Here is a 20,963-nt window from a genome sequence, read left to right on the forward strand (position 1 = left end):
TTGTAATTTCAATTGCTAATGCGAATAGGGCACTGCTATATTTTTTATAAAAACTTGCCCCTGCGAAAGCGTTAAGTGCGTCAAGCTACCATAAGGAATACTATAGCGTTGATACCACCCTACTTGGTGTATATTTTCTTTTAAAATATTCGCTAGAATCATACGAATAACGCCACCATGGCAAACAATTAACGAATTATTTTCAACGGCCTGATCAGGTATTTTCTGCGCTTGAATTTTGTTACAAATATGTCGCCATGCCTTTTCAACTCGTTGATAGAAAGCGCTAATGGGTTCGGCCTGCGGCAGTGTATTTTCGCTTGGCGCTTGCCAAAATTTTTCTAGCATTTGCCACTGTAGTTTATTTTGATATATTTCATCAAAGTCTACACCATCAAATATGCCAAAGTTCATTTCTTGTAGGCCATCAATTAAGTTAACATCGTTTAAAAGCTCTGAGCTATCGGCTTGAATATTCAATGAATAAATACATCGAGCAAGAGATTTACAACGCTTTAAAGGTGAGCTAAAAACATGTTCAAATGCTAACTTTCCGCTGTTAAGATCGTGGCTTATTGCCAGATTAACTTCGGGCAATACATCTACATCAGTAACGCCATATAGCGCAGCTTTCCCTGATACTTTCCCATGACGTAATAAGTAAATATTGTGTGTCATTAAAACTCCACCAACGAACTGAGTAGAGGAAGTTTTTCACTCAAATAAGCCTGATATACCGCTAATAAAGTAAGATAAATTAATAACTCACTCATTTGCTGCCCCGCTCCTAAACAGTCACCCGTAAAGCCTCCAATGCGTTTTATTAACCAATGCCTAAAGAAAAAGCGAAATAAGACTAAAACAGCAACTAAACTTATTAAAAAGGTAAAAAACCAAGGCTCATTAATTAACATTAACAACGTTAATAAACCACTAGCAATAACAAAAAGTAATTCAGTGGCACTTTGCTGACTTGCTAAAGGTTTGCTTTTACTTTCACTGTCATCAGTTACGTAGTTGGTATTCACAATAATTGTCGCAGCTAAAGCGCGCGAAACAGTGTAAGCAATAAGTAAACTAGGAATAAAAAGCTGATGCTCGGCAAGTGCTAGTAATAAAACAAACTTTAGTAACAACGAAAGTACCAAAGAAACGGTTCCATAAGTGCCAATACGACTGTCTTTCATAATAGATAAGCGTCGTTCAACCGTTAACCCTCCACCAATACCGTCTGCCATATCGGCTAAACCATCCTCATGAAATGCACCGGTAAATAGTAAAGAAGCAATAACAATTAAAACCACAGTAACATCAAGCGGTAAAATGGCATTAAAGATAACGTAAAGAACACAAAGCAACAGTGCTAACAAAAAGCCTACTAATGGAAAGTAACGATTAGACTTATTCATTAATGCTTCTGAATAAGGTGTTGACTGCGGCACAGGGAAGCGGGTAAAAAACATCACTGACAAACAAAAAAGCTGCCATTCGCCGATACTGCGTTTGATAAGCCCATTTAAGGAAGGGAAGGTCACACCGTCACCCCTGCACTTTCAAAGCTTGCCATATCATTATAAAAACTCACTGCTGCAGTTAGCAAAGGCAATGCTAGTGCTGCGCCCGTTCCTTCACCTAATCTCAGCGCTAAATTAAGTAAAGGTTTGGCGTCTAATTGAGCTAATATTAATTGATGGGCTTGTTCATCAGACTGATGGGAAAATATTAAATAATCTTTGGTATGAGTGTGCATACTTACTGCAATTAATGCCGCCACACTAACAATAAAGCCATCAATTAATACCGGTGTTTGCGCTTGTGCGCTTGCTAAAATAGCCCCAACCATTTGTACTATTTCGAATCCACCCACTTCAGCCATAACTTGCTGTGGCGACAATTTAGTAATGGGTAACACATGCTCTTTCGCATGTTTATTAGTGACTCGTGTTATCGCTTGCTTGACCAATTGTTGCTTAAGCAATAGTTGGTCAGAGGTAATACCTGTGCCTTGTCCGACACAAATTTCAGACGGAGTATCTAACAACAAAGCCATAATAGCAGATGCTGAACTAGTGTTGGCTATCCCCATTTCGCCTAGCATTAAGAGATTGCACCCTTGTAATATTTCTTGCAATGCGATTGAGGCACCATAGGCTAAGCCTTGGTTGACCTGTGTAAGTGTCATGGCTGGCTCTTTTGTAAAATCATTAGTGCCTGCAGCTATACGTTGTGAAAAAAATGTTTTACATGCACCTATTTCATCAGTGGTGAGCGCTTCAATAATACCTGCATCAATAATTTTTAATGTAATATTATTAATTCGACAAAAACAATTTATTGCTGCACCACCTGCAAGAAAATTTAATACCATCTGCCGTGTTACTGAGCTAGGCGCAATACTAACACCATGTTTTGCAATACCATGATCGCCAGCAAACACCAGTATGGTAGGTTGATGAAGTGAAATTTTATCAACTACCCTTTGTAAAGGCTGACTTTGAATTAAACCAAGTTGTATCGCTAAGCTTTCTAATTGTCCTAATGAACCCAACGGTTTGGTTTTATTATCAACAGTATTTTTTAGTTCAGGTAAGTAGCTAAGGTCAAGTGGTGAAATAGTAAAATTTATCATTACATTTTTCTCATCAACATCAGAAAAAACACACTACCAATAACCGAGGTTATCACACCAATTGGAATTTCTTGGCCAGGTACAATGGTGCGTGCAAATACGTCGATCCAAATTAAAAAACAGCCTCCAACTATGCCTGCCCCAATGAGCAGTTTAGCGGTGGTTAACCCAATAAAAGGGCGTACAATATGAGGGATCATTAAGCCAACAAAACCAATACCCCCACAGTATGAAACAATAACAGCGGTCATTGCTGCACAAAGCACTAAGCTAAGTAATCTTAACCTGTCAACATTAACCCCTAGGGTTTTAGCGCTTTCGTCACTCAGTAATAATGCGTCTAACTGCCGAGAAAATATCAACGCCACAGTTAAACACACCGCAATTACGGGGAAAGCCCATTGCAGCGCACTATAGTCGGCACGTGATAAGCTTCCCATTAACCAAAAAATTACGCGATTACTCGCAAACGCCTCGCCAAAATAAAGAATAAAGCTAGTAATAGCACTCAGTAAAAAAGAGACGGCAACGCCTGCTAACAATAAGTGTTCTATTTTGCGCCAATTGCTTTGCATTAAAACAATCATAACGATACCTACTGAGAGCATTGCCCCAATAAAAGCAGCCAAAGGTAAAGTAAATATTTGATATTCTTGTGGTAAATACCCTGAAAGTGTTGCCCCTAAACCTGCGCCAGCAACAATGCCAAATAAATAAGGGTCAGCCAACGGGTTGCGAGTTACGTTTTGCATTAATGCCCCCGCTGCTGCAAGTGCAAAACCAGCTAAAAACCCCATAAGCACGCGAGGAAATCGGATATCAATTAAAATAGTGCTATAAATTGATTTTTCACATTCACCAATTAAGCAATAACCTAGCGCTTTAAATCCAACTTCAGCCGTACCAAACCCCATAGCTAGCACTATTGTAAGCGTTACCATAATTGCCAATAATAGACTTACTGACAGTGTTGAAAGCTTAGTTTTCATTTAGTCCACCTGCTAATGTAACTAAATGAGGATGTTCAGTATCATGATGTAAGCCCGCAAAAGTAATGCGTGGCGCTTGTGTAAATGGGTTAGTGTCAACAACACAGTTCAATTTAAAGACTTGCTGCAAACACTCGCTAGTTAATACCTTTTCAGGGGTGTTAATGGCCTTTAACTTACCATCAGACATCAGCAATAGTCTGTCACAATATTGCGCAGCTAAGTTAAGGTCGTGCACAGTGATCACCAATGAAAGTTTTAATTTTTTAACCAGCGATAAAATTTGGTGTTGATAAAACACATCAAGATGATTGGTTGGCTCGTCCATTATTAATATGTCTGAGCGCTGCACAATGGCTCGAGCAATTAAACAGCGTTGCTGTTCGCCCCCTGACAACGTTTTAAATACTTGTTCAGCTTTAGTGTGTAAATCTACTTTTTGTAAAGCATGCTCAATGAGCTTTAGATCTTCGCTGTTATCACGATCGAACAAGCCTTTGTGTGGTAGTAAGCCCATGTGAACAACGTCAAAAACGGTGAGATCAAAAATAGAATCATGATGCTGACCGACAACCGCAATTTTTTGCGCAATATAATTACGGCTCACTTCACAAATATTTTTACCCTGTAAACGAACCTCCCCTTTTTCAACTATATATTCACGATATAAACATTTTAATAGTGAGGTTTTTCCTGCGCCATTAGGACCAACAATACCTAGCGTTTCACCTTTTTTTAGTGAAAAGCTGATTTGTTCAACAATAACTTTATTACCAACTTGCCACGATAAGTTATTTGCTTCTAGCACTACAGACATGTTGCATCTCAATAATAAAATGAGGTACGAGGCAGAAAGGAGATATTGGAAAGGTAGCTAATTATTATCAAGTACTAACAATATTAGCTAAGAGTCTTTTAATACATCCCCATGTTACCCGCACGGTTTCGTTACTTTGTATATAATTTATGGCAGGTTTCCTGACTTATAGAGATACCCCAAGCTTACCCTTCCCGGTGTGATACCAGTGGTGTTGTTAACTCAGCTCTAATTACAGTTGCGGGAACAGTTGTGGAGTAATAATTATTTACGCACCACATTCCCTTTTAAGCCCTAATAATTTAATACATATTCTTATTAAATTAGGCACCATAAAACGCGCGCAGTTTAGCACAAAGCACTAAACAAAACACTAAAATGTCATATAATTTAAACTTGTTATGAGTAATTAAACAGTAAGAGATAACAAAGTTTGATATGGTGTAGTTATTGCTTATTATTAACTTATCTTAACAAATACAGGTTTTTGACGCTTATGGCAACATCACAGCTTTACAATATAATGACCCCAAATTTTTCGAGCGAGTTCAAATGTGTTGGTGCTGAATGCACAGATACTTGTTGTCGCAGCTGGGAAATTAACGTTGATAAAAAAGCATTTAAAAACCTGAAAAAAAATGAAAACGTTATTATTCGTCAATTAGCGAATGAGCATTTGTCACTTGCTCGTGAATCGACTAACACTTGGGGTAAAATCAAATTAAAAGATGACGGCTATTGCCCATTTTTAGATACAACTGGGTGGTGTGAAGTACATAAACAAATTGGTCATCAAGCGTTACCAAAAACGTGTCAAAATTATCCAAAGTCTTATTTAGTCTTTGGTGAACAAGTAGAAGCAAGTATTAGTATATCTTGCCCTAGTGCAGCAGAGGCTGTTTTACTAAACCCTTCTGCATTTACCTTTAAGAGGCACGAAGATACATTACAAAGTCTTAATCATATTGTGTTAGGTGGTTACACTAGCGACACACTCCCTGCTTGGATGCCAATACTAAGAGATTTTTGTTTTTCGGTAGTATTATTTGAACAAATATCATTAGAGCATCGCCTATTTGCAATGGGCATGGCACTAAAACAAGGTGAAAAACACATTGACAATCCGCAACGGTTACAAGAGTTTTTAGCAACAGCTGAAGAAATGACCGCTGATGGCTCTTTCAGTAAAATGTTTGAAGACCTTTCAGTCAATGAGCGTTTTAAGTGGGTAATGTTTGCCAATCAACATCATAAATTAGATGTAGAGGAAAAATTACATCAGAAATCTGCAGAGCTACCCAGCGCCTCTGAAAGCCAAAGCAGGTTTGACCAAGTAAGAACACCTATTTTTGAACTGATTAAAGAACGTAAGGAAATTCAACCTAAAGCTAAAGAAGTCGAACTTTTTTTAGAAATATTTAATTCAGGACAAGAAAAAGTAGATGCTTTTTTAGCAGATAAAGAGCATATTTTAATCAATTATATTTTATATTACTTATTTCATAACCAATTTATGCATAACCAAGACAAAACCCCATTTCAGTTTTTTAAAATTATGAGTGTAGATTTGTTTATGCAGCGCGCCTATCTTGCTGGTATCGCTGAAAAAGAAGGTGAACTAACTCAGGAAAAACTCATTCAGTTATTTCAAACATATGCACGTAAACGCCAGCATAACGCTCACTTTGTTCAAAACATGGAAATCCAATTACAACACTCAAATACTGATGGTCCAGGCGATATATTTAGTTTGCTTAAATTAAACTAAGGCGTTTTATTTCCAGCTAGAAAGGTTAAGTCTGAGTAAAGCGGCGCCATACAAGGCAATGCACCTTTAACACATAACGCTTGTTGAAAGTGAGCTGTTAGATACACATTTACCTTACAATGTGTATTACCCGACTCATATCGATAATAAGCCTGCATTGCCTCACAACGATCGGAGTCTTGATACACCTTATCTAGTTGGTCTTGTAGTTCATACAAAGCAGTTGTTGCCAAAATGGCATCTCCTAAGTTAATAGCATACCACTCTAGTTTATCTTTCAATCTATACCTCGAACTAATCTTTTGGTTGTAGTGTTTATTTCAGCCATATATCATCAAGCTCTTAAATCATGGTGAGTAAATTATTTGAACCGTTAAGTAATTGCTCAGTATTATTAATTCATTCAAAAATAATAAAAATACTCATTAGGAGTTGTTGTGTCTGATTGGATCTCCATTATCCCCCCTATTCTAGCCATAATCATTGTATTGTGGAAAAAAGAAGTTATTTTGGCGTTACTATTAGCCATTGCCAGCTCAGAGTTACTGATACTTTTTAGCTCATCCGAGGCTTATAGTCCACTTGCCGGCTTTGGCATTAGTACGGTAGAGCGCATTATTAGTGTATTTCAATCAGACGGAAATACCCGAATTTTAGTATTCTCGCTTCTCGTTGGCGCACTACTAGCTTTTATGCGCCAGTCTGGTGGTGTAACCGCTACGGTAAATGTATTAATTGATAAAGGATTAAGTGGTAGTGCAAGGCGCTCACGCTTTTTAGCTTTTTTTACCGGTGTTGCCATATTTATTGAGTCAAATTTAAGTGTATTAATGGCCGGTATTATTTCACGCGGCTTATTTGATAAGTTTGGCATGAGCAGAGCGCGACTTGCCTATATTATTGATAGTACCAGCGCGCCCATTTGTATTTTATTATTACTCAATGGCTGGGGTGCCTATGTGCTTGGGTTACTTAATACTTATGAATTAGAAGAGTCTGCCGTTTCAATATTAATTCAAACGATACCGCTCAACTTTTATGCCCTGATCACCTTAGTTATTGTAGTTTATACTTGCTGGACCGACAAAACTCATGGCCCATTAAAACAAGCCGAATTAAACCAACAAAAAGGCACAAAAAAATTAGAGTTAGATGTGCCGGCAAGCAAGCCTCGCTATATGTTAGTACCACTTATTACGTTATCGGTATCAATGGTCGCATTTATGTTTATCACGGGTAATGGCAACTTTGTTGAAGGTTCAGGTTCAAAATCTGTGCTTTATGCAACCACACTCGCTTGTTTAGTCGCTTATATTATGATGGTGGCAAGTAAACGTTTTACCCATAAAAAAATGACTGAAATTGGTTTTCAAGGCATATCTGAGCTATTACCTTTAGTTATGATTGTATTATTGTCGTTAGCATTAGGCGCAAGCTTGAAGGTGCTAGGAACCGGCACTTTTATTTCAGGTTTAGTCGCAGAAAATCTCCCTTTATTTTTAGTGCCTGCTGTTTTGTTTTTAGCCGGTGGCTTAATGTCTTTCACTACGGGAACATCTTGGGGCACATTTGCTATACTTATCCCTATAGGTATGCCTTTAGTCATTAACCTTGGTTTACCTGCGCCTTTATTACTCGCAGCAATACTCGGTGGCGGTGTCTTTGGCGATCATTGTTCTCCTATTTCAGATACCACCGCAGTGAGTGCGGTAGCTTCAGGCTGCGACTTACTCGAACATGTGCGCACTCAACTTCCTTATGCATTATTTGCCGGCGGTTTAACGATCCTTACCTACATTGCTTTTGGATTAATGTTTATTGGTGCTTAACTACAATTGCATCAATAACACTGCAGCTATCAACTAAAAAACGCCCTAATGGGCGTTTTTTGTATTTGGCTAAATAACCTGAGCTCAGGTTATATAAACCACGCAGGTTAAATTGCTCGTGCTCCTGCTCTATTAAAAAGCCGTAATGTACATTACGGCTTTTGAGCTTTACTTGGTGGTATCAATAAATTCTTGTTAAGTTAAACCGCTTATTTAATTGATATTTTATTTTTAATCACTAAACAACGCTTGTTATTTTGATGAGCAACTAACAATGCCCTTTTTGTACCGGTAGAAAGGTCTTTATTGTCAGCTATTGCTTTTTCTAAACGAGCAACACTTTCTGTTGTACAGCTTGTTGGGATCATAGTGCCTGCATAGGTTCGCATAAATACATGATCATGTGCTTTATCAACTTCAGCAAGCATTGCTATTCGGCTATCAGCCGTTAGCTCATTAAGTGCCGTTTGCTCAGAAGGATACATAGCCCCCATTGCTGCACGAAGTTTTGCATAAGGCATTGGGTTTTCAGTTGCATGTATATTGGCTAGCCATAAGGTTTTAGTTGCTGTATCAGGACGAATGACTTGTGCAGAAATTGCTGACTTTATTCCTGTATCTGAGTTATCAGCTTGTTGCTCTTTTTCAAGTAACGCTAAGGCTTGAGGATGCTGATAACGGTTCAAGTGACGAATAATTCCCCAACGTAAATCTTGGTTGATGGTGAGGTTTTCAATCGATTGATCGCCATTAAGTAATGCAACCAAGGTGTTCATGCCCTTATCAGACGTTGCAAACGACTGGTAATACCCAAACCAACGACGCAACTTATTGGTATCATTGATGTTGGCTAATGTATTGTCCCATGCCATTTTTTCAAGCTTTTGTAATGTCTCTTGCACATAGCTATGCTCCATAGTGTAAATATTTTTAATGTACGAGGCACTTTGTGCAATTTGCGATAACGCTTGCCCAAGTATGGTGTAATCAGTTTCAAGCGGGGCATTGGCAATTGCGGTATCGATAAAGTCGTTTAACGGTAATTGACCGTCGCGTACGCTGTCCCATAATGCCTGCCAAAGCATTGAACGTAATAATGGGTCGTCTACTTTACTTAAGTTACTTTTTGCTGTTTCAAATGACTTAGCATCTAAATTAACTTTTACAAACCCCCAGTCTTGATAATTTGGGTAAACTAGATCAGGGCACTTACTACCAATAAGAGGTGCAACACTGGTGGTATTCCCACGATAAGTAACAGCAACATTTTCTGTTAAATTTAGTCCCTTTTTGTCAATGGAAAACAGTGCAACTTGAACATGTTGTTCACGTAATGTCGGGAAGTTTTCATCTGCAGTTTGTAATAAATTAAATTCAGTAATTTTACCATTTTCACACGCAAAGTTACTCTGAATAGTATTTACCCCAGCTTTATATAACCACTCTTGCTTCCAGTTATCTAAATTTTTACCTGAGGCGTCAGCTAAGCTTTCGATAAAATCGTCTAGTTCAGCATTTTGGTATGCATTTTTAGCGAGATAATTATGAATGCCACGCCTAAACGTTGTTTCGCCCAGTAAATGACGTAATTGATTAAGTGTAGATGCACCTTTTGAATATGTGATCGCGTCAATATTGTCAAATGCATTTGCTGAAGACGGAATAGGTACTTCTATTGGGTGAGTAGTTATTTGTTGATCTTGTCGATAAGCTGACTGCTTACCATACGCATAAAAAGAGCGCCATGCATTATCAAATTCTGTTGCTTCTGCAGTTGCTAATGTCGCCATAAAAGCGGCAAAACTTTCATTTAACCATAAACCATTCCACCATTTCATGGTCACTAAATTACCAAACCATTGATGCGCCATTTCATGCATTATTACACTGGCTAAACGTTGTTTCTGGCTTTGGCTCATTTCGCCATTGGTTAAAAAGCCACCTTCTCCAAAAGTAATTGCCGCAGCATTTTCCATTGCCCCATAAATAAAGTCTGGCACTAATACTTGGTCATATTTTCTAAATGGGTAGTCAACCCCATAATAGTCTTCAAAAAAAGCCAAACCTTTGTGGGTGTAGTTAAACCAATCTTGTGGTACCACTTGTTGTTCTACCGACTGCCTAACAAATAAACGTAGTGGGTACTTACCCGTGTTATCTTCCCATTTGTGATAAGGCCCTGCATGTAGTGAAAAATTATAAGGGCTAAGTTTTAAAGTACGGTCAAAGTACCATACCTTTTTATCCCCTTTAATTTCTGAACGTGTTTCTTTCATAGCAGAAAGTACGTGCCAGTTAGCAGGCGATGTTACCGTCATTTGGTAATTTGCTTTTAGATCAGGTTGATCAAATAACGCAAACATTTGTTGTGCTGCGGCTGGCTCAAAATGAGAATATAAATAGACTTTACCGTCTACAGGATCAACAAAACGGTGTAAACCCTCGCCATTGGTACTATGCTTTCGCGTAAAGCTAACCGCAACTGAGTTCTTACCTGTATTTAAGTCTGCAGGTGCTAGAGTAATAAACCAGTTATTATAATCTGCGGTAACGTCTTTACCATTAACGGTTAATTTATTAATACTTGCTTCGTTCAAGTCAACCGTTAACGGCGACGACGCATCGTTTAACTGGAAGTTAATAACAGATGTTGCACTAAAGCTTTCTTCACCCGTTAATTCAAATGTTAATTTATAATCAACATCAGACACTCTTTTAGAGCGTTGCATGGCTTGTGCTTCGCTTAAATGCGCGTTATTTGCTCGCACTGAAAAAGTTGGTATTTCTGAATCAGTAATTACGTCTTTATTTATGTTGTTTTGGTCGCTATTGCTAGCTTGATTACAGGCGCTCAACACGAAAGTTGAGACAATAATCATCAAGAGGGATGATCTCACAGGAATTCCTATTATTTGGCAAATTATTAGCGTGAAAGTATTGTAGACCTTCAACTAGGTCATAGACTATAGAATAATAATTATCTGGGATAAAGGAAGGTTAACTAGCGTATTTATAATGACATTCACCTTTTTGGAAAGAAAACCCCATCTACTTTTTTACAAAAACAGCAAGTACAAAGTAATACCATAGGTTAGCATAAGTAAGTATTTACTTTCGTTATAAAAACCTATGGTATGAGCTAGTTATTATAAAACGTCGCTTGTAACTCGTCAGCTAATTAGCGAGTTTAAATAACATCGCAGTACTTTGTTTCTTTAAGTCGATTATTTCCGATACAAGGGCACCATTTTTAAAACGATCAAAACTAACAGTATTTAATGATAGTTTACGACAAAATTCGACTACAGTATTATAGTCATTACGTGAAAATTGCTCTTGTTCACGACTCATCAATCCATCGATATAAGCGCTATCGCCATTCACATTAATGTTGACGATAGCTGAATAAGGCTGTCCGTAGTCTTTTACTCTTAAAGCTCTTACTGCTTTTACTTCAAAAATCCAATCATCTAATTGGATATAGCGTGTCATTGCTGGCTTTGGAATATCTGACTTGATCATTTTTTGTACCTTGTAAAAAAAGCCAGTTACTTGGTTGGGGGACAGTAACTGGCAAAGTCGAGCTTAAACGGCTAACAGACTTACTTCTATTTTAAAGTAAGCCATTAAATTAGTTATTACTGTCGAAAGCGCTAAGTTCTGCTTCACTTAAGCCGCCATCATTATTAGCATCAATGTGATCAAAGTTTTCTAATAATACTGCATGCTTACTAACAGCCACTTCCGCTTTGCTTAATAAGCCATTACCGTCATTATCAAATTTACTTAATAATTGAGTAAGATCTACCTTGCTTACTTCATTTGAAAGTTTTGCTGGCTCATTTGCACTAACATAAAAAGCAGCTACTAAAGAGCTAATTACAACTAAGGTTACTTTTTTTAAACTAAACATATTTTTTCTTCCTTCATAAAGTGATTAATAGTGATTGGTTAATACTGAGTGATTAACCAATAAGCGTCTGTTAGTTATCTAATTTAAATGAACTAAGTTCTGAATGGCTTAGCGTTTCATCGTTATTGGTATCAATATCATCAAAATTCTCTAATAATATTTTGTGCTTACTCGCGGCCACTTCTGCTTTACTTAGCAAACCATTACCGTCTTTATCGTATTGACTTAACAATTGTGTGAGATCGACATTAGACGCTTCAGTTGCAGTATTTTCTGGCTCGTTTGCGCTAACATAAAAAGCGGTTACTAAAGAACCAACAACAACTAGCGATACTTTTTTTAAATTAAACATAATTTTATTCCTTCATAGTTAGTATGGTTAACGTAGTAAGTTTATGTACTATCACTTGGACTATTGCAGGCAACGTGCCAAAATGTAACCAACTGAAATTAAAGGGTTTTATATAAACCACCAGGGATACACTGTCGCTAATTAGCAACAACTAAAATAATTTCAAATAAACTACTTAACGCTGAGCCAACACAAATATAAAAATAATGTTAAATAACAATAACTAAGAAGGTAAATTTTCAACAAAGTCTCCTGTCGCTAATTTGAGACAATATTGTTTATCCTCACTAAAAAGGGTTAAATCGGGGTATTAGATAGTGGTTTACAACAAATAAGCGCATTAACTTATGCAACAATGGATTAAAAAAATCTCGTTTTATCATGTTTCAATTAAAACGCTAACACTTATGGGGTTCGGCTTGGTTGCCCTGCCTTTGGTTTTTGCGTTTCTTTATAGTGCAAACCAAGTGAATAAACTCTCTGAGCAAGGTACAACTGCAATATTTAACGTCGCTGAACTTGTTGAAAATAATAGGCAGGTGAGCCAAACCTTAACGCGATTAGAGCGTTTTGCTAGCCAATACGTAGTGTTGAAAGAGCATGAATTGCTTAATCAATACTTAGAAAGAAAAGCAGCGCTAAAGCAAATTTTAGTACAAGAGTTTAGCCAATATAATGATGAACAGTTCCGAAAAATCATTCAACAGTATAATAACAAGCTCATTGAAATCGACCAGCTGATTCAAGTAAATTCAGTAAACTCAATAAGCTTAGAGCAGCTTCAACGATACTTTAGAGAGCTTGCCCTCGTTAATCAACAACTGGCTTTACATTCAAATAAGGTTATTAATCAACAAGCAAGCAATATGGAAAACTCTGCCAACCAAGTTAAACGCACTATGCTCTTTAGCTTGTTAATTATTCCTATCACCCTATTAATTGCTGGCATTTTTATTGTATTAATTACATTACCTCTTAAAGTATTGCTCGGTAAAATTAAATTGTTAGAGCAAGGTAACTTTCAACAACCAATTACTGTTGATGGCTCTATTGAAATAGAAGAAATAGCAGAAGCGTTAGAGTTAATGCGCAGCCGTTTACATGCATTAGAGCTACAAAAATCGAGCTTTATTCGCCATATTTCTCATGAACTTAAAACGCCGTTAGCTGCGATTAGAGAAGGCACTGAGTTGCTTTACGATAACAGTGTAGGCGCATTAAATAATGATCAACAAGAAATAACACATATTATTCGCACGAGTGTTAATCGTTTACAACGCCTTATTGAAGACTTGCTCGATTTTAATATTGTGCTTGACTCAACCAGCTTACAAGATGCCGAAGTTATTAACTTAGCCAAAGAAGTTAAAAGCGCTTTGGAGCTTCGTATTTTAGACTTAAAAAGAAAACAATTAACCATTATTCAAAAGGTAGATAACATTACTATTCAGTGTAACAGCAAGCAATTAAGCGTAATATTAGATAATTTGCTATCGAACGCGGTTAAGTTTTCGCCTGAAAATGGCATAATTACCATAAAGTCATGGGTTGAAGAGCACTTGTTACACTTAACAATTACCGACCAAGGTGCTGGTATATCTTCGCATGACTACAATCAAGTATTTGATGCTTTTTATCAAGGCTCTACAGCGCACAACAGTCAAATAAAAAGCAGTGGCTTAGGTCTAACTATTGTAAAAGAATTGTTGATGCGTTTGAATGGAACAATCAGTATCGACAGTAGTACTAAGTCTCCAAGTTATACTACTTTCAAAATAACATTACCCAAAGCCCAACTAATATCACCTTTATCTGTTACTCATACGGAACCTGATTCACTATGAATTTATTACTTAGCCCCTTTAGTATTTTTAAAACAGCCCTGGTAATTGTATTGATTACGCTAGTGTCTGGTTGTCAGTTAACTGCAAAAAACAATACCGAATACTCTTATTACGGCAGTTACTATTTATGGATAAAAAGCCTTGATAACGAAGAACTAACTACAGAGATTAAAAATCAACAACTTAAAGAGTCACAAGGGAACCAAGCGGCAGAATATCATTTATTGTTACTTCACAGCTTGCCCAATTCTCCAATACATAATCCGTATTCTGCAAAGTCACGACTTAACCAGCAAGCATTAATTCAAGAAGCACAAGCTCAATTTAATGTAGGAGATCTTGCTTTTATTATCATGCTTAGGGACCAACTCAACCAACAGTTATTAATTTTAAATAAGTTAATTAATAAAGAAAAAACTAACACAGAAACACAGAAACAATTACAGCTACAGCAACAGTCAATTGAAATGCTTGAAATGCGCTCACAAAAATTACAGCAACAAATAATTCAACTTAAAAAAATTGAGCGCTCAATTAATGATCATGGTACATCGTTATGAGTATAAATAACGAGAACAACAATAGCGCAATCGACACCAAAGAGAAGGTGTTAATTGTTGACGATGATCCAAGTTTATTACGGTTGCTAGGCATAAGACTTACAGCAGCTGGCTATCAAATAGAGTCGGCAGAAAGCGCTAAGCAAGCGTTAGGAATTTTAAAAAGCTTTCAGCCACAACTAGTGATCAGCGATCTACGTATGGAAGGTATGGACGGCATGGCGTTATTTGAAAAAATACGTCAACAATACCCCAGTTTGCCAGTTATTATTATGACAGCACATGGAACAATTCCCGACGCTATTAATGCAACTAAGCAAGGTGTTTTTAGTTTTTTAACAAAGCCTTTTGAAAGCCAAGAGTTACTGGATACGGTTAAACAGGCTATTCGTTTACAGCCCCTTTCAAGCACAAATAATAACGATCAAGCTCAGCACGTTTGGCGAGAAAAAATCATTTCGCGTAGCGCGGTAATGGAAACACTATTACAGCAAACTTATCAGGTAGCAAAAAGTGATTTTAGTCTGTTAATTCATAGCCAAAGTGGTACGGGTAAAGAGCTATTAGCGCAAGCAATACACCAAGCAAGCGAGCGTAGCACAAAGCCTTTTACCGCAATTAACTGCGCTGCAATTCCAGAGCAATTACTAGAGTCAGAACTTTTTGGCCATAAAAAAGGGGCTTTTACTGGCGCCGACAATCACCATATTGGTTTATTTGAAGCCAGTGATGGTGGCACCTTATTTTTAGATGAAATTGGCGATATGCCAATGAATTTTCAGGTTAAGCTACTACGTGCATTACAAGAAAAAGAAATACGCCCCGTTGGAAGTACAACTTCAGTAAAGGTTGATGTACGAATTATTGCTGCTACTCATAAAAACCTTCAAAAAGCGATTAAAGAGCAAACATTTAGAGAAGACTTATATTACCGCTTAAACGTGGTTGAATTAGTATTACCGCCATTGTCTGATCGAAGAGAAGACATTCCCCTGCTTGCACAACACTTTTTAAGCCAAACATCAGGGCGAACCACTAAACAAGTTAATGGTTTTACACAAGCGGCTATGGAATTACTTATTTGTGCGCCTTGGCCGGGTAATATAAGGCAATTACAAAACGTGGTAGAACAAAGTGTTGCATTATCAACCGAGTCACTCATTAGTGAATCATTAGTTAGAAATGCACTACGCGAAGCCCCCGCTCAACACCCTTCTTTTCAAGAAGCACGTGATCAATTCGAGCGTGACTACTTGGCAACTATCTTAAAAACAACCGCAGGCAATGTGTCGCAAGCCGCCAAAATTGCCCAAAGAAACCGAACAGAGTTTTACAAACTATTGAATAAACATCATTTAAATGCAGAAGCATTTCGGGAAGGTTAGTTTCTAACACATAAAAATAACAATGAAAATAACAAGGACAGTCGCTTATATTTTAATACACTGCTAGTTTTAACCAAATTAGTGCTAATTATTTTTGAAAATAACAAGGACAGTCGCTTATATTTTTTAGTTAGAAATGCACTACGCGAAGCCCCCGCTCAACACCCTTCTTTTCAAGAAGCACGTGATCAATTCGAGCGTGACTACTTGGCAACTATCTTAAAAACAACCGCAGGCAATGTGTCGCAAGCCGCCAAAATTGCCCAAAGAAACCGAACAGAGTTTTACAAACTATTGAATAAACATCATTTAAATGCAGAAGCATTTCGGGAAGGTTAGTTTCTAACACATAAAAATAACAATGAAAATAACAAGGATAAAAGTAACAAGGACAGTCGCTTATATTTTATTTCGAGCTAAATAAAGGCTGATGAATTGATATTAATTCTTACCTAATGATTCAGGTTTAGCCCCTCGATCCTATTTTAAAACAAGGAGTTGGGTAAATGTTTTATGTGTATCTAATCCGATAAAAATTATGTTAAAGTTATTCATGCTAGCCGCCGCTTTAGTCATTTAACAAACTAATTATGGCTCTGATTTTTTAAATTAACCCACGATATGGAGGCTAGCCTCGTAGGGAGTCATTATGTCTATATTTTCATTCAATTTAATTAAGGAGAATCAGATGAATGATAAAGAGAAAGTAAGACAAGTAATAAACTCACTATACAATTTTTCAGGTATACAAAGTAAGTATACTGGCGACATAAATCCAAAGGTGGCAGAGTTAGTAGGTCAATTATTAAAAGAGATCAACACGTGTTCAACTGCTTTTAGTTGGGTTCCTAGACCTACAGGAGGTAAAGCAACTATAGCTTGGGTAGCGCAAAATGTTGGGAAAAGTGTTTTAGCTCAATTATCCGAAAAGCAATCATTGTCTTGTGCTAGGGTAAGGGTTGGACAATTTCAACGCCCACTCCAATTGGCTGGATTAGGGATATAAAATGAAATTTAAAACACTTTCTTTAGCATGTGCGCTAACATTCAATGTTTATGCGCACGCCAATACAGAATGGCCTTCATCCATATGCGAAAGTTCTGATTTAACCACTTCAATTGTAGATTTAGCTTTTTGTTTTGATAAAAAAAAATTAACGAGAATCCAAAATATTGGTGGCTCTATACCGACATTTACTTATACTGAAAGTAATGGAGGTGATATATCTGTAGGATACATTCCTTCCTCAATCGTAACGAATGATCTTCATATAAAATATAAACTCAGTGTTCAAGTCTTTTTTCAAAAGTTATATGAGAAAAGTGACGAAATTAATAATATTAATGCGATATTGAATGCCTACAATATCAATGTTGAAAATCATATTTTTATGTTTCAAAATAACGATGTCAAAGCTTATGCCATTATAGGTAAACAACGAATCGATACTATTTATATAACAACACCAAAGAGTGAGTTTGTTTATCAAATTACAGGTGACATAAGTCTAGATAAGGCCACTGAAATTTTATCTCGGATAAAACTACCTATAAAAATATAACAAGACGACAATCCCTGAGTATGCGTAGTAAAACAAGTGACTTCTGTTGAACCGAAGGTCTTGTTATAAGCATCGAATGTTTTCATTCAAACATTCGTGTTCAACAGAAGCATATTCCACCGTTTAGTGAGTTAAGTAAACTGGTTAATTAGTGGAACGGTCTAACTATAAGTCATTCAATTAGGGTTCGTTTCAGTTGGCTAGAATTCGCTTCGCTCACCTCTTAATGAGGCGATACTTTTATCAAACCGAGGAAAACATCGATGAAGGAACAGGCAGCAGTTAAAAATGCCATTAATGCACTTTATAAAGGGGCAGGTTTAAATTTACAATTTAATGGCACTGTAACCCCAAGGGTCGCAGAAGTATTTGGAAAAATGTTTTTTGAAACTCAAAAATGCACTACAGCATTAAATTGGGTTCCAAGACCTACTGGCGGCAAAGCGACCATTTCGTGGATTGCAAGAAACTTTACTCAACGAGTACTTAGCCAATTAAGTAATAAACAATCATTAACCTGTGCAAAGGTCGTTATTAGAAATTTCCGTACAGACTTACAAATGGCATCGATGGGGCAATAATTTATGAAAATTGGTGCATTTATCATTTTATTAATGACATCATATTCAATATATGCGAATCCAATATTGAAATTACCAAGCACAAAGTGTTATGACAATTATTTTAGTATAAGAGTGGTTGACCTCTTCTATTGTGTGTCGAAACACACAATAGAAGAAGTTTACCTTTTAGGTATAACTTCCACTACTGCGGTAATAAAAGAAGGCAGTCTAGAGTTATCAATTGGATTGAATCCTCCTGAAATATCAATATCCAATTTACATAAAAAGTTAGGACTCACCGTTCATGAGTTTTTTATGGGCTTGTACAGTGAGGATTTAGATATAGATAACTTCAACGATATCAAATCGGCATTTGATATAAATTCTCAAAATAAGCTATCCGTTTATAGCAATGGAAATTTATATGCCTTTGTCATAATAGGAAGTAATGTTGATTACGATAGAATTTATTTAAATAAAAAAGGTAGTGATATAGTATATCAAGTCACAGGTGAATTTAGTGGTAAGCAACTATTAAATATTCTCTCTAAAATAAAGTATTAAAAATATAACAAATAAGAATAGGTGTCGCGCAGCCGACATCTTATTCGGGTGTTGAACAAGCCCAAAGCGCTACTTATAAAGTAAATAGTTGCAAAGTATAACAAGGACAGTCGCTTACAAAGTATAACTAGGACAGTCGCTTATATTTGATTTCGAGCTAAATAAAGGCTGATTAATTGATATTAATTCTTACCTAATGATTCAGGTTTAGCTCCACGTTCATCATTTAAAACAGCAAGTTGAGTAAATGTTTTATGTGTATCTGATCCGATAAAAATTGTGTTAAGTTATTCGTACTAGCCGTCGCTTTAGTTATTTAACAAACTAATTATGGCTATGTTTTTCTAATGATCGGCATAATGTCCACCAATTGCGAATATATAAATGGTAAGCGTCGGTTAAACCACACCTAAATTTTTTATTCAGCATTATTTGCAATATTTCATCCTTATTCTAGACTTAAAAAGTTGGTAACAACAGCAAGCTGGATGCTTGTTTAGGGAAGCTTTACGGATGAGGTGATGTAGCGAGGATTGCTATGAGGGATGAAGTAAACAGGGAGTGTTGATCACGGATGATTACCTCTGTTTTACCTTTCGTTTTTATTTCTGCATTATCATTTTCTACTGACTAACGCTTGATGTTCCACGGCAATATTGCGTCAATATCAGGGTGTGGTTTACATAACTCTTCAAGACATTGCTTGACATAATCAAATGGAACTAAGCCATTAGCTTTAGCGGTTTCGATAATACTATACAGTGCAGCACTCGCATCGGCACCGTTAGCGGTTTGGCTAAACAACCAATTTTTACGTCCGATAACGAAGGACTTTATTGCCCGCTCTGCACGATTATTGTCGATGCTCAAGCGACCGTCTTCGAGGTAACCCACCAATTTTGGCCACTGATTACTCAGATACGTGATAGCTTCACCTAATTTGTTTTTGGGCAACACATTTTGTTGAGTAAACCAACCGTGTAATTTATCTAGTATCGGTTTGGCTTGAGTTTGGCGAGCCTCGTAAGTCTCTTCTGGAGTTGTATTTTTAAAACGCGATTCAATACCGTACAATTTTTGAATATAACTTAGCGCCACATCAGCTTTACCACTTTTTCCTTTGGGTTGTGCTTGTTTGGCTTCAATGAATTTACGCCGCGCATGTGCCCAACAACCCACTAAGGTTGCTTGGGTTTGATGATAGGCTTGATAACCATCAACTTGAAGGTAGCCCGAATAGCCGTCGAGATAATCAACCACGCAGCGACCTGCACGGCTATCATGATAATCGTATAAGATAATATTTGGGATTGAACTAGTGGGCATGGGGGAATCCGTGCCCGTGCAATACAACCACATGTAACTTTTTATTTTGTCAGACTTGATGACATTGACCGTAGTCTCATCGGCATGTATCACTGCTTGTTTTCGTAATTCTTCCTTAAGCCGTTTGATGAGCGGGGGAAATAACGCTGCTGATTTGAGCATCCAATCACTCATTGTTTGGCGACTGAGCGCGATACCGTATTGTTTGAATAATGATTCTTGGCGATAAAGAGGCAAACCATATTGATATTTACTGGTAATGAGTTGACTCAGTAAACTTGCAGTAGCAATGCCTTTAGGGATAGGACTTACTGGCATCAACGCTTGTTTAATCGGGTTGCTAGTGCCTGTTTTTTCGCATTCACGACACGCGTATTTAGGGCGAACATGTTCAATAACTTTGACTTGTGCCGGGATGAAGTCTAGTTTTTCAGTGATGTCTTCACCGATTTTATGTAATTGAGCATGACAACAAACGCACACTTTCTCAGCGTCGCTAATATCATGCACCACCACTTCCCGTGGTAAGTCTTTCGGTAAGGGTTTACGCTTTGGTTTATTACGGCGATAGCTGATGTCTTGTTGCTCAGTTTCAGCAAGCACAGCGATTTCTTCCGCCTCGTTGAACAATTCCCCTTGACCTGCAAAGCCTTCACCACTTTTACCGAATTGTTTTTGCTGCGCTAGGCGAAACTGCTCTTCAAGGAACAGTAAACGTGCGTCTTTTTCTGCTAATAACCGCTCTAACTGAGCAATACGTTGGTGAAGTTTAGTCTTGGTATTCATGCAGTTATTTTACCAGAGTAAATGGTTAAGTTGTTGTTATTACCTAGACTATTTCGTGATCGATAACTGCTGCTTA

21 protein-coding genes and 1 riboswitch are annotated in these 20,963 nt (G+C 37.2%); of the genes, 10 read left to right on the plus strand and 11 right to left on the minus strand.

Annotation, left to right across the window (positions count from 1 at the left end; translation table 11 throughout):
• Positions 1-15: 15 nt before the first annotated feature.
• Genes QUD79_RS14405 through QUD79_RS14425 form a run of 5 tightly spaced genes read right to left on the minus strand, consistent with a single transcriptional unit; the run spans position 16 to position 4,435 of the window.
• Positions 16-678, minus strand: a complete 663-nt coding sequence (locus tag QUD79_RS14405; RefSeq protein WP_184426605.1) for a histidine phosphatase family protein — start codon at positions 676-678, stop codon at positions 16-18.
• The gene (locus QUD79_RS14410; RefSeq protein WP_221435281.1) at positions 678-1,535 is read right to left on the minus strand and encodes an adenosylcobinamide-GDP ribazoletransferase; all 858 of its coding nucleotides are present in this window, start codon (positions 1,533-1,535) and stop codon (positions 678-680) included. The genes QUD79_RS14405 and QUD79_RS14410 overlap by 1 nt, the downstream gene beginning before the upstream one ends.
• Positions 1,532-2,629: a nicotinate-nucleotide--dimethylbenzimidazole phosphoribosyltransferase gene (gene cobT / locus QUD79_RS14415; protein WP_184426603.1), complete on the minus strand. Its 1,098-nt coding sequence runs from the start codon at positions 2,627-2,629 to the stop codon at positions 1,532-1,534. Before cobT ends, QUD79_RS14410 begins: the two co-directional genes overlap by 4 nt.
• A complete protein-coding gene (locus QUD79_RS14420; protein WP_184426601.1) occupies positions 2,629-3,618 on the minus strand; it encodes a FecCD family ABC transporter permease in 990 nt (329 codons plus the stop codon). Before QUD79_RS14420 ends, cobT begins: the two co-directional genes overlap by 1 nt.
• The gene (locus tag QUD79_RS14425) at positions 3,608-4,435 is read right to left on the minus strand and encodes an ABC transporter ATP-binding protein (protein WP_184426599.1); all 828 of its coding nucleotides are present in this window, start codon (positions 4,433-4,435) and stop codon (positions 3,608-3,610) included. Before QUD79_RS14425 ends, QUD79_RS14420 begins: the two co-directional genes overlap by 11 nt.
• A gap of 134 nt (positions 4,436-4,569) precedes the next feature.
• A riboswitch (cobalamin riboswitch) is annotated at positions 4,570-4,785 on the minus strand.
• 146 nt (positions 4,786-4,931) lie between these two features.
• On the opposite strand from QUD79_RS14425, the gene fliB reads away from it, so the two are divergent.
• Complete coding sequence (gene fliB / locus QUD79_RS14430; protein ID WP_184426597.1) at positions 4,932-6,203, plus strand: flagellin lysine-N-methylase; 1,272 nt, start codon at positions 4,932-4,934, stop codon at positions 6,201-6,203.
• Here the strand turns inward: fliB and QUD79_RS14435 are convergent.
• Entirely contained in the window at positions 6,200-6,484 is a 285-nt protein-coding gene (locus tag QUD79_RS14435) for a hypothetical protein (protein ID WP_184426594.1), read from the minus strand. The genes fliB and QUD79_RS14435 overlap by 4 nt on opposite strands.
• 156 nt (positions 6,485-6,640) lie before the next feature.
• On the opposite strand from QUD79_RS14435, the gene QUD79_RS14440 reads away from it, so the two are divergent.
• Entirely contained in the window at positions 6,641-8,032 is a 1,392-nt protein-coding gene (locus tag QUD79_RS14440) for a Na+/H+ antiporter NhaC family protein (RefSeq protein WP_184426592.1), read from the plus strand.
• Between the two features lie 209 nt (positions 8,033-8,241).
• On the opposite strand, the gene pepN is transcribed toward QUD79_RS14440, so the two are convergent.
• The 4 genes from pepN to QUD79_RS14460 form a co-directional block, all read right to left on the minus strand.
• Positions 8,242-10,929, minus strand: a complete 2,688-nt coding sequence (gene pepN / locus QUD79_RS14445; protein WP_221435279.1) for an aminopeptidase N — start codon at positions 10,927-10,929, stop codon at positions 8,242-8,244.
• Between the two features lie 277 nt (positions 10,930-11,206).
• Positions 11,207-11,554 (minus strand): hypothetical protein, encoded by a 348-nt coding sequence (locus tag QUD79_RS14450; RefSeq protein WP_184426590.1) that lies wholly within the window; start codon positions 11,552-11,554, stop codon positions 11,207-11,209.
• 109 nt (positions 11,555-11,663) lie between these two features.
• Positions 11,664-11,945 carry an EF-hand domain-containing protein gene (locus QUD79_RS14455; protein ID WP_184426588.1) on the minus strand — a complete coding sequence of 94 codons (282 nt, stop codon included), beginning with the start codon at positions 11,943-11,945 and terminating at the stop codon, positions 11,664-11,666.
• A gap of 70 nt (positions 11,946-12,015) precedes the next feature.
• Positions 12,016-12,297: an EF-hand domain-containing protein gene (locus QUD79_RS14460; RefSeq protein ID WP_184426586.1), complete on the minus strand. Its 282-nt coding sequence runs from the start codon at positions 12,295-12,297 to the stop codon at positions 12,016-12,018.
• 347 nt (positions 12,298-12,644) lie between these two features.
• Between QUD79_RS14460 and QUD79_RS14465 the strand changes: the two genes are divergently transcribed.
• The 8 genes from QUD79_RS14465 to QUD79_RS14505 all read left to right on the plus strand — a co-directional run bounded on the left by QUD79_RS14465 (position 12,645) and on the right by QUD79_RS14505 (position 18,775).
• Positions 12,645-14,141, plus strand: coding sequence for a sensor histidine kinase (locus QUD79_RS14465; protein WP_184426584.1), 1,497 nt, complete (start codon positions 12,645-12,647; stop codon positions 14,139-14,141).
• Entirely contained in the window at positions 14,138-14,701 is a 564-nt protein-coding gene (locus QUD79_RS14470; RefSeq protein ID WP_184426582.1) for a hypothetical protein, read from the plus strand. The genes QUD79_RS14465 and QUD79_RS14470 overlap by 4 nt, the downstream gene beginning before the upstream one ends.
• The gene (locus tag QUD79_RS14475) at positions 14,698-16,086 is read left to right on the plus strand and encodes a sigma 54-interacting transcriptional regulator (RefSeq protein ID WP_184426580.1); all 1,389 of its coding nucleotides are present in this window, start codon (positions 14,698-14,700) and stop codon (positions 16,084-16,086) included. Before QUD79_RS14470 ends, QUD79_RS14475 begins: the two co-directional genes overlap by 4 nt.
• An 81-nt stretch (positions 16,087-16,167) precedes the next feature.
• A complete protein-coding gene (locus tag QUD79_RS14480; RefSeq protein WP_286288855.1) occupies positions 16,168-16,425 on the plus strand; it encodes a helix-turn-helix domain-containing protein in 258 nt (85 codons plus the stop codon).
• A 349-nt stretch (positions 16,426-16,774) separates the two neighbouring features.
• Positions 16,775-17,092 carry a hypothetical protein gene (locus tag QUD79_RS14490; RefSeq protein WP_184426578.1) on the plus strand — a complete coding sequence of 106 codons (318 nt, stop codon included), beginning with the start codon at positions 16,775-16,777 and terminating at the stop codon, positions 17,090-17,092.
• A 1-nt stretch (position 17,093) separates the two neighbouring features.
• Complete coding sequence (locus QUD79_RS14495; RefSeq protein ID WP_184426576.1) at positions 17,094-17,648, plus strand: hypothetical protein; 555 nt, start codon at positions 17,094-17,096, stop codon at positions 17,646-17,648.
• Positions 17,649-17,911: 263 nt separating this feature from the next.
• Positions 17,912-18,229 carry a hypothetical protein gene (locus QUD79_RS14500; RefSeq protein WP_184426574.1) on the plus strand — a complete coding sequence of 106 codons (318 nt, stop codon included), beginning with the start codon at positions 17,912-17,914 and terminating at the stop codon, positions 18,227-18,229.
• Positions 18,230-18,232: 3 nt separating this feature from the next.
• Positions 18,233-18,775, plus strand: coding sequence for a hypothetical protein (locus tag QUD79_RS14505; protein WP_184426572.1), 543 nt, complete (start codon positions 18,233-18,235; stop codon positions 18,773-18,775).
• 630 nt (positions 18,776-19,405) lie between these two features.
• On the opposite strand, the gene tnpC is transcribed toward QUD79_RS14505, so the two are convergent.
• On the minus strand, positions 19,406-20,887 hold the full coding sequence (gene tnpC, locus QUD79_RS14510; RefSeq protein ID WP_184426944.1) for an IS66 family transposase: 1,482 nt from the start codon (positions 20,885-20,887) through the stop codon (positions 19,406-19,408).
• Between the last annotated feature and the right edge of the window lie 76 nt (positions 20,888-20,963).

Source organism: Thalassotalea piscium (assembly GCF_030295935.1).
Taxonomy (GTDB): Bacteria; Pseudomonadota; Gammaproteobacteria; order Enterobacterales; family Alteromonadaceae; genus Thalassotalea_B; species Thalassotalea_B piscium.